General features: G+C 43.1%; 11 protein-coding genes. 10 read left to right on the forward strand and 1 reads right to left on the reverse strand.

Going from position 1 to position 9,673, the window contains the following annotated elements; translation table 11 throughout:
* Nucleotides 1-53: 53 nt before the first annotated feature.
* Nucleotides 54-1,217 carry a cell division protein FtsZ gene (gene ftsZ, locus ABHC48_RS14925; protein ID WP_330382736.1) on the forward strand — a complete coding sequence of 388 codons (1,164 nt, stop codon included), beginning with the start codon at nucleotides 54-56 and terminating at the stop codon, nucleotides 1,215-1,217.
* A 114-nt stretch (nucleotides 1,218-1,331) separates the two neighbouring features.
* On the opposite strand, the gene ABHC48_RS14930 is transcribed toward ftsZ, so the two are convergent.
* A complete protein-coding gene (locus ABHC48_RS14930; RefSeq protein ID WP_148461140.1) occupies nucleotides 1,332-1,652 on the reverse strand; it encodes a DUF1540 domain-containing protein in 321 nt (106 codons plus the stop codon).
* 474 nt (nucleotides 1,653-2,126) lie between these two features.
* On the opposite strand from ABHC48_RS14930, the gene infC reads away from it, so the two are divergent.
* From infC to ABHC48_RS14975, 9 genes are all read left to right on the forward strand, one after another.
* Nucleotides 2,127-2,621 carry a translation initiation factor IF-3 gene (gene infC / locus ABHC48_RS14935; RefSeq protein ID WP_118578206.1) on the forward strand — a complete coding sequence of 165 codons (495 nt, stop codon included), beginning with the start codon at nucleotides 2,127-2,129 and terminating at the stop codon, nucleotides 2,619-2,621.
* Nucleotides 2,622-2,709: 88 nt separating this feature from the next.
* A complete protein-coding gene (rpmI, locus tag ABHC48_RS14940) occupies nucleotides 2,710-2,907 on the forward strand; it encodes a 50S ribosomal protein L35 (RefSeq protein ID WP_117850817.1) in 198 nt (65 codons plus the stop codon).
* Between the two features lie 40 nt (nucleotides 2,908-2,947).
* Nucleotides 2,948-3,304 carry a 50S ribosomal protein L20 gene (gene rplT / locus ABHC48_RS14945; RefSeq protein ID WP_117850812.1) on the forward strand — a complete coding sequence of 119 codons (357 nt, stop codon included), beginning with the start codon at nucleotides 2,948-2,950 and terminating at the stop codon, nucleotides 3,302-3,304.
* Between the two features lie 528 nt (nucleotides 3,305-3,832).
* Nucleotides 3,833-4,993 (forward strand): ABC transporter substrate-binding protein, encoded by a 1,161-nt coding sequence (locus ABHC48_RS14950; protein WP_187565055.1) that lies wholly within the window; start codon nucleotides 3,833-3,835, stop codon nucleotides 4,991-4,993.
* Nucleotides 4,994-5,384: 391 nt separating this feature from the next.
* Nucleotides 5,385-6,269 carry a branched-chain amino acid ABC transporter permease gene (locus ABHC48_RS14955; protein ID WP_118578208.1) on the forward strand — a complete coding sequence of 295 codons (885 nt, stop codon included), beginning with the start codon at nucleotides 5,385-5,387 and terminating at the stop codon, nucleotides 6,267-6,269.
* Between the two features lie 10 nt (nucleotides 6,270-6,279).
* Nucleotides 6,280-7,353, forward strand: a complete 1,074-nt coding sequence (locus ABHC48_RS14960; protein WP_195700073.1) for a branched-chain amino acid ABC transporter permease — start codon at nucleotides 6,280-6,282, stop codon at nucleotides 7,351-7,353.
* A 2-nt stretch (nucleotides 7,354-7,355) separates the two neighbouring features.
* Nucleotides 7,356-8,114 carry an ABC transporter ATP-binding protein gene (locus ABHC48_RS14965; protein ID WP_148461141.1) on the forward strand — a complete coding sequence of 253 codons (759 nt, stop codon included), beginning with the start codon at nucleotides 7,356-7,358 and terminating at the stop codon, nucleotides 8,112-8,114.
* A gap of 13 nt (nucleotides 8,115-8,127) precedes the next feature.
* Complete coding sequence (locus tag ABHC48_RS14970; RefSeq protein WP_118578210.1) at nucleotides 8,128-8,838, forward strand: ABC transporter ATP-binding protein; 711 nt, start codon at nucleotides 8,128-8,130, stop codon at nucleotides 8,836-8,838.
* A 323-nt stretch (nucleotides 8,839-9,161) separates the two neighbouring features.
* Nucleotides 9,162-9,673, forward strand: a 512-nt coding sequence (locus ABHC48_RS14975; protein ID WP_272067062.1) for an IS110 family transposase, incomplete at its 3' end; no start/stop codon positions are given.

The raw sequence follows: 9,673 nt of genomic DNA on the forward strand, positions 1-9,673 counted from the left end.
TTTGCTGAAATTAAAGATAAAGGATATAAGGTAGAAATAAAGGAGGAAGTACATTGTTAGAGATAATGTCAAATGAGGCGGAATCCTCTGCTAAGATTATTGTAATCGGAGTAGGCGGCGCCGGAAATAACGCAGTTAACAGAATGGTTGAAGAAGCCATCGGCGGGGTAGAGTTTGTAGGAGTGAATACAGATAAGCAGGCTCTGACTCTGTGTAAAGCTCCAACTGTACTTCAGATCGGTGAGAAAATTACCAAAGGTCTTGGTGCAGGAGCACAGCCTGAGGTTGGACAGAAAGCAGCAGAAGAGAGCATTGAGGAAGTAAAACAGATCATCGAAGGTGCTGACATGGTATTCGTTACCTGCGGTATGGGCGGTGGAACTGGTACAGGTGCTGCACCAGTTATCGCAGCAGCAGCTAAGGAAATGGGGATCCTCACTGTAGGTGTTGTGACCAAACCTTTCCGTTTTGAAGCTAAGACACGTATGAACAACGCACTTGCAGGTATTGAGAACCTGAAGAAGGCTGTTGATACATTAATTGTAATTCCGAATGACAAATTACTGGAGATTGTAGATCGCCGTACAACTATGCCAGAAGCACTTCGTAAAGCAGATGAGGTTCTGCAGCAGGCAGTTCAGGGTATCACAGATCTGATCAATCTGCCGGCTCTTATCAACCTTGACTTTGCTGATGTTCAGACTGTTATGACAGATAAAGGTATTGCACACATTGGTATCGGTGAGGCAAGAGGCGATGACAAGGCTATGGAGGCTGTACAGCAGGCTGTATCCTCTCCGCTTCTTGAGACTACCATCAAGGGTGCTACACACGTTATCATCAACATTTCCGGTGATATTTCCCTTATGGACGCAAATGATGCTGCAAGCTATGTACAGGAGCTTACAGGTGAAGATGCAAATATCATCTTTGGTGCTATGTATGATGACTCTGTTGCTGATTATGCGAGAATCACTGTTATTGCTACAGGCCTTTCTGATAATGCACAGGCATCCAATCCATTTGGAAATAAGGCAAGCAACTCTGTATTTGCCAATAAGAGACCTGCTTCCACTACAGCGTCTGCTGGTGTGAATCTGAACATGCCGTCTTTCAGCATGCCGACTATGAATGCTACACCATTCACAGCGAAGACACCATCCAGCACGGTTCAGAAGAAAGATATCCAGATCCCGGATTTCTTAAGAAACAGATAATGAATGGAAATTAAAAGGCCCTCGCACATTTGTGCGGGGGCTGTTTTTGAATTTGCGGCTATTTTCTGGAACCTGTTTGAAAAATTTTTGCAGAAAGCCTTTTTCAAACACGCTCTAGCACTGGCATTCAAAGGTATCGCATTTTGTTTCGGAACATACTTTTGCACCGCTTCCGGCTACATCAATAGCAGCTGCAGTACATTTACAGTTTTCGTTATAGGTACAGTTGTGGGCTTTGCAGTCAATCTGGATGGTCTCACATCCACAGCCGTTTTTGGCACTGTTCATGGCACCCTGGCTCTTTTCCCGGAAGCTTCCGCAGGATGTTTCTTCAGAACTTTTTGCACTGTCACCCATGACGTTGATTTCCCCTCTGGAACAAAGCATATCTTCATTGTAAGCACAGGTTGTTGCGGAACATTTTAAAATTGTCATGTTTTTTACCTCCTGATTTTGTATGCTTGATTTTGCAAACATTTGCAGTTGTTCAGCAGACCGTATTTCATGAGGGCACTAAACCGCTGCAGCAGTCTTAGTTTTTCCTGTGCCTGCAAAAAATATGCACAAATTTATAAGAAAAAAATTATTAGAAAAAATAAAAAAACATCTTGACTTTCACAATAAGGCATGATATCATAAGACAGTACGTGATGAAAAGAAAGCAGAGTTCACTCTCACCTCAGCGCATACTTAGATGCGGCTCGGGTTCATATTGCACAGCAGCGCGTGACTTAGTTCGCGAGTGTAATAGGAGAAGTGTGGATTCTGTCCGCACTTTTTTTATATTTGCGGCGTCAGGTATCAGGCAGGAATTTCTTCCTGCGAAGGGGAATGAGAGTCCAGAAGTTAAAAACTGGATCAGAACAGATCATCTATCAGGTATGGAGGTGCACGACAATTAGCAATTTAATGATTAACGAACAAATCAGAGACAAAGAGGTACGCTTAATCGGACCGGACGGAGAGCAGCTTGGAATTATGTCCGCAAGAGAAGCAATGGCCAAAGCTCAGGAGGCAGAGCTTGATTTAGTAAAGATTGCCCCACAGGCAAAGCCGCCGGTATGTAAGATCATTGATTATGGTAAATATCGCTACGAACTTGCCAGAAAAGAGAAAGAAGCCAAGAAAAAGCAGAAGACCATCGATGTCAAAGAAGTGCGTCTTTCACCAAATATTGATACCAATGACCTGAACACAAAGGCTGGGGCAGCACGCAAATTCCTCACCAAGGGCGACAGAGTGAAGGTTACTCTTCGTTTCCGTGGAAGAGAGATGGCACACATGTCAAGCAGCAAGCACGTTCTGGATGATTTTGCCGATATGCTGAAGGACATTGCTGTAGTTGAGAAGGCACCTAAGGTAGAAGGCAGAAGCATGACAATGTTTTTAGCACAGAAACACTAGGATGTTGCATTCATTTGGAGAGACACCCTGAGGGTGTCAGGCTGGATGAGGGACATTAAATAGATACGATATTAAGGAGGAAATTACAATGCCAAAAATTAAAACTTGTAGAGCAGCAGCAAAGCGCTTCAAAAAAACAGGAACAGGAAAATTAGTAAGAAATAAAGCTTACAAGAGCCATATCTTAACAAAGAAATCTCAGAAGAGAAAGAGAAATCTCAGAAAAGCTACTGTTGTTGATTCTACTAATGTTAAGAGCATGAAGAAAGCATTACCGTATTTATAAGATATAGCATAGAAGAAGACGAACAGGAGGAAAATAAGAAATGGCAAGAATTAAAGGCGGATTAAACGCAAAGAAGAAACATAATCGTGTATTAAAACTGGCAAAGGGCTACAGAGGAGCTCGTTCCAAACAGTATAGAGTAGCAAAACAGTCTGTTATGCGTGCACTTACCAGCTCCTACGCTGGAAGAAAGCAGAAGAAACGTCAGTTCAGACAGCTCTGGATCGCACGTATCAACGCTGCTGCAAGAATGAACGGATTATCCTACAGCAAAATGATGCACGGCCTTAAAGTTGCAAACATCGACATTAACAGAAAGATGCTTGCTGAGATGGCTGTAAATGATGCTCAGGGATTCGCAGCACTTGCTGAGATTGCTAAGAAAGCAATTGCTTAATTGAAATAAATAGGATATTTGAATGGGAGATGGGTGACCATCTCCTTTTTTTATCCCGGAGTCTGCAAAAAAATCATTCCTGCAATCTGAAGGTCTCACCTTGTGGTTAATTTTGTCCGAATTGATTTTTTAAACACATTCCAATACGAGCATAATACAAAATATGAAATCAGCATGAAAGTATGTCCTACAACGTACGTTTGTACGTCACAGAAACAACATAAACAGAAAAAATTGGTCATTGTAACGGAAATTTCTTTTGCAATTCTAAAAAAACTATAAAATTTTCTATTGCAATCAAAAAAACAGAATGCTATAATCATAACATTAAAGTAGTAAAGAGAAGAAGTTATGGAAGCCAAAGCCGGCTGGGAAACCACCAGTGGGCTTTTATACTATCTCAGTGTTGCAGAACCTGTTCCCAAAATCATTCCTGCAATCTGCATGCCATGTTTTTCGGATATGCCTTGGGCACCATGAGAGGCGAGATGACAGACGCTCTTACATAAATTAAGGAGGAGATTTATTATGAGAAATCTGAAAAAAGTACTCAGCATTACTGCAGCCGCAGCAATGGCAGTATCCACAGTAACACCTGTATCTGTATTTGCAGAGAGCGAGGAAACCTTCAAGATTGGTGTCATCGGACCTATGACAGGAGATTATGCACAGTATGGTAATGGTGTATATAATGCAGCTAAGATCGCAGCAGATGAGATCAATGCAAACGGCGGATTCAATGGATATCAGGTAGAAATCCTTGACGCTGGTGACGATCAGGGAGATCCGGAGAAAGCAGTTAACGCTTACAATGACCTTCTTGACAAAGGAATGCAGATGCTTTGCGGTACTGTTACCTCCGGTGCTTGTATCGCAGTAGGTGCAGAGGCAGCTGATAGTACATTCCTCTTCACGCCGTCTGCAACAGCAGTAGACAGCATTACCGCTGGTGACAATGAGTTCCGTATGTGCTTTACAGACCCAATGCAGGGAACGAAATCTGCTGAGTATATTTCTGAGAAAGGTCTTGCTACGAAGGTAGCTACCCTCTACGATTCCATGGCTGATTACAACTCAGGTGTACATGATGCATTCGTTGCAGCCTGCGCTGATTACGGCCTTGAGGTTGTAGCTGATGAAGCATACACAACAGATAACAACACAGACTTTTCCGTACAGCTTGGAAAGATCAAAGACAGTGGCGCTGAGCTTCTGTTCCTTCCGAACTACTATTCTGACAACGCTCTGATCCTTCAGCAGGCTCATGACCTTGGTCTTGACATGAAGATCTTTGGTGTTGACGGTATGGATGGAATCCTGAATGTTGAGAACTTTGATAAATCTCTTGCAGAAGGCGTTATGCTTCTGACACCATTCTCTGCTACAGGCGAGGATGAGGCAACTGTAAAATTTGTTAAAGCATATGGCGATGCAAACAATGGTGAGACACCAAACCAGTTTGCAGCAGATGCATATGATGTACTTTACGCTATGCAGGCAGCAGCAAATGATGCTGGCATCACACCAGATATGTCAAATGAAGACATCAGTGCAGCAATGTCTGCTTCCATGCTGAATATTACTCTTGATGGTCTTACAGGAGAAGCTAAATGGACAGAAGACGGTGAGTGTGATAAAGCACCTAAGGCTTATGTGATTAAAGATGGCGTTTACGCTTCTATGGAGTAATTATAAGAATAGGGCCATTGTGCCGGGCATACGGCAGAGGCTTTAACCATTTCCCTGATTGCGCAGGGGATGGCCGTTAGCAAAGGGGAGACGGTTACCTGTGGGTCCGTCTCCTTCTTTGCAATTACAGAAATGATTGTTGTTTCAGTCTGAGACAACAAACGGACAGGTGGCCTGTCGGCGACATCATGATATAGGAAAGTCAGCTGCCGTCCGGGACATTCATAGTAAATAGCTGGAGCGTGTCTGAAAATTTACTTCCGCTTTTTTATGTCAGAAAGTGACAGGAAGCTTAACAGTGGAAAAAGCCGGGAATGAATTTTCAAACACGCTCGTGAAAAAGAAAAATCGGTTACTATCTACAGTAATAAATCCAGTTAAGAGGTGCATTATGAGTTTTATATCCTATTTAAAAGATGGTATCAGCCTGGGCAGTATCTATGCGATCATCGCTCTCGGCTATACAATGGTATATGGTATTGCAAAAATGCTGAACTTTGCACATGGTGATGTTATCATGGTTGGAGCATTTGTAATTCTTACCGCAGTTACCAAAGCCAGTATGTCACCAATCCTGGCAATCATTCTTTCTGTTGTGATCTGTACTGTTGCCGGTGTTGTTATTGAGGCAGTTGCATACAGACCTCTTCGTAAGGCTTCATCGAATCTGGCAGTTCTGATCACGGCAATCGGTGTCAGCTATCTGCTTCAGAACCTGGCACTTTTAATTTTTGGTGCAGATGCAAAGAGCTTCGTTCCGGTTATCAATGTTCCGTCTCTGGAGCTGTTTGGCGGACAGCTTACGATTAAAGGTGTTACGATCGTAACAATCCTTGCCTGTATTGTGATCATGGTCGGTCTTCAGCTTTTTGTAAAGAAAACAAAACCGGGGCGTGCCATGCAGGCTGTTTCCGAGGACCGTGACGCCGCACAGCTGATGGGTGTCAACGTAAATGCAACCATTTCCCTTACCTTCGCAATCGGTTCCGGACTTGCTGCAATTGCAGGACTTCTCCTTTGCTCCGCATATCCTACACTGACTCCTTATACAGGCGCAATGCCTGGTATCAAGGCTTTCGTAGCGGCAGTATTCGGTGGAATCGGTTCTATCCCAGGAGCAATGGTTGGAGGAATTCTCCTTGGTGTTATTGAGATTTTCAGTAAGGCCTATATTTCCTCTCAGGTTGCAGATGCAATTGTATTTGCAGTTCTGATCATCGTGCTGCTTGTAAAACCATCTGGTCTGTTCGGCAAGAACATCCAGGAGAAAGTATGAGGTGGCCGATATGAAAAAAAATATGAACAAAACGACAAAAAACAACTTTATTACATATGGCATGGTAATTGCAATCTTTGTTGTGGTACAGATCCTTTCCTCCACAGGAAATCTGTCCAGACTGCTTACCGGCCTTCTGGTACCCATCTGTGTGTACACCATCGCATCTCTTTCCCTGAATCTGGTAGTCGGTTATTCCGGAGAGCTGAGCCTTGGACACGCAGGATTTATGTGCGTTGGAGCTTATTCCAGTGCTCTGTTTTCCCATGTTACCAGTGATGTGCTTCCATCTGTTCCAAGATTGATTCTTGCATTGCTGGTAGGTGCTGCTGTGGCTGCTGTTTTCGGTGTGCTGATCGGTATCCCGGTACTGAGACTTCGGGGAGACTATCTGGCAATCGTAACCCTGGCATTTGGTGAGATTATTAAGAACCTGATCAATATTCTGTATGTTGGTGTGGATGATAAAGGGCTTCACGTTGCAACAAGCGCAGCCAACCTGAAGCTGGATCCAGGCGGAAAACAGATCATCAAGGGTGCTCTCGGTGTTTCCGGTACTGCAACCTTATATAAAGATATTAAGGATTATTTCTTCCTGATCGGTGTGATTCTGGTTCTGGTCGTTCTGTTTATTATCCAGAATCTGGTAAACTCCAGAAGCGGACGTGCCATTACATCTACCCGTGATAACCGTATTGCAGCTGAGTCCATCGGTATCAATGTAACAAAGAATAAGCTGCTTGCATTTACTATTTCCGCTGCAATTGCCGGTGTAGCAGGTGTACTTTATGCCCACAACCTTTCCATGCTGAAGGTTTCTATTTTTGACTACAACATGTCCATCACCATTCTGGTATATGTAATTCTTGGTGGTATGGGAAATCTTCGCGGAAGTATTCTGGCAACGATTGTGCTTTATGCACTTCCCGAGCTGCTTCGTGGATTCTCCACCTACCGTATGCTGATTTATGCAATCGTAATGATCACAATGATGCTTTTCAACTGGGCTCCTGCAGCTAGAGATTTCAGAAGCCGTATTATTGAAAAAATCAAAGGTCACGTGAAAGAAAAGGAGGCAGCTTAATTATGGCAATGTTAGAGGTAAATAATCTTTCCATACAGTTTGGCGGCCTTCATGCTGTAGATAATTTTCAACTGAAAATCGAAAAAGGCGAGCTTTACGGCCTGATCGGACCAAACGGTGCCGGAAAAACAACCGTATTTAATCTTCTTACAGGTGTTTATAAGCCAACAGAGGGAATTATCAAGCTGGATGGTCAGGATATCACCGGAAAAAGTATTATCGATATTAATAAAGCAGGAATCGCACGAACATTCCAGAATATTCGACTCTTTAAAGATATGACCGTACTGGACAATGTAAAGGCTGGTCTGCATAATCATTATAAATATTCTACTTTAACCGGAATCTTAAGACTTCCCAAGTATTTTAAAGTAGAAAAAGAGATGAACGAGCGTGCTATGGAGATCCTGAAGGTGTTTAATCTGGATCAGGAGGCTGGTCTTCTTGCGGGAAACCTTCCTTATGGTAAACAGCGTAAGCTGGAAATTGCCAGAGCGCTTGCCACAGATCCCAAGCTTCTCCTTCTGGATGAGCCGGCCGCCGGTATGAACCCAAATGAGACACAGGAGCTGATGGATACCATTCGGTTTGTAAGAGATCATTTTAATATGACGATCCTTCTGATTGAGCACGATATGAAGCTGGTTGGCGGTATCTGTGAGGAACTGACTGTATTAAACTTCGGACAGGTTCTTTGTCAGGGTGAGACAGCAAAGGTTCTGAAAGATCCTGCTGTTGTTACTGCATATCTGGGCGAATAAGGAGGAAAAAGAAATGGCAATGTTGGAAGTAAAAGATTTACACGTATATTATGGTGTAATCCAGGCATTAAAAGGAATCTCCTTTGAGGTAAACCAGGGCGAGGTCATTGCTTTGATCGGTGCCAATGGTGCAGGAAAAACCACTACACTGCAGACACTTACAGGTCTTCTTTCAGCAAAAGAAGGTTCCGTTGTTTTTGAAGGAAAAGATATTACCAGGGTTCCGGCCCATAAGATTGTTGAAATGGGAATTGCACATGTTCCGGAGGGACGTCGTGTTTTTTCAGATTTAAGTGTATATGAGAACCTGATCATGGGTGCTTATACGAGAAAAGATAAAGCTGAGATCCAGGAAAGCCTTGCAGGAGTCTATAAAAGGTTTCCGCGACTGGAAGAGCGTAAAGGACAGCGTGCCGGCACACTTTCTGGTGGTGAGCAGCAGATGCTTGCCATGGGGCGTGCCCTTATGAGTAAACCCAGACTGATCGTAATGGATGAGCCATCCATGGGACTTTCCCCAATCTTTGTAAATGAGATCTTCGATATTATCCGTGTGGTAAGTGAAAGTGGTACCACGGTACTTCTTGTAGAGCAGAATGCGAAGAAAGCCCTCTCTATCGCAGATCGTGCATACGTTCTTGAGACTGGTAAGATCACAATGAGTGGAAATGCAAGCGACCTGCTGAACGATGAAGCGGTACAGAAGGCTTACCTGGGTGAATAAAATTTGTAGATCTGACAGCTGATAGGCGACATGTCCGTTTTGTGAACAAAGTTCACAGAACTTTCGGGAATCTGGTGCATCACGAAGCGGTTACTGGACAGGTCGTGAACAGTAAGGTCTTTGGGAAAATAATCTGGTCAGGTGATTTTTATTGTTGTCGGAAAGAATGGAAAAAACAACGCTTCAGGAAGCTGGCCAGTGTAATAAGGAGCTTCCTGTATAATAAAAAACGTGGATGTTGAAAATTAAAAATACCTCAGAGTACAATAAGACTACTGACTGGCAGGTTAGTAAAAATCTTATTATACAGAGAGGTATTTACAATGAAGTCTAACACACAGAACGCAAAAATTGAAGCTATTACAGAAAAAACTTTGGTACTCGGAATTGATGTCGGAAGTGAAACGCACTATGCCAGAGCTTTTGATTACAGAGGAATCGAGTATTCGAAGAAGCCATTTAAGTTTAGCAACACAGAGGCTGGATTTGTGACATTTAAGGAATGGATCCTGGACCTCAAAGAAAGACATGAGAAGGATAAGGTGGTTCCAGGTATGGAACCGACCGGGCACTACTGGTTCAATCTTGGAAAGTTTCTACATGATAATGAAATGAAACCGGTTCTTGTAAATCCTCACCATGTGAAAAAATCAAAAGAACTCGACGACAATAATCCGACTAAAAATGACCGTAAGGATCCGAAAGTTATAGCAGGATTAGTTAGAGAGGGACGTTACATGATCCCATACCTGCCGGATGGTGTTTACGCTGATCTTAGAACAGCATCAAACATAAGATTCCAGTTACAGGCGGAACTTACAAGAATTCAAAACAG

This window comes from Ruminococcus sp. 1001136sp1 (genome assembly GCF_039841815.1).
Lineage (GTDB): Bacteria > Bacillota > Clostridia > Lachnospirales > Lachnospiraceae > Blautia_A > Blautia_A faecis.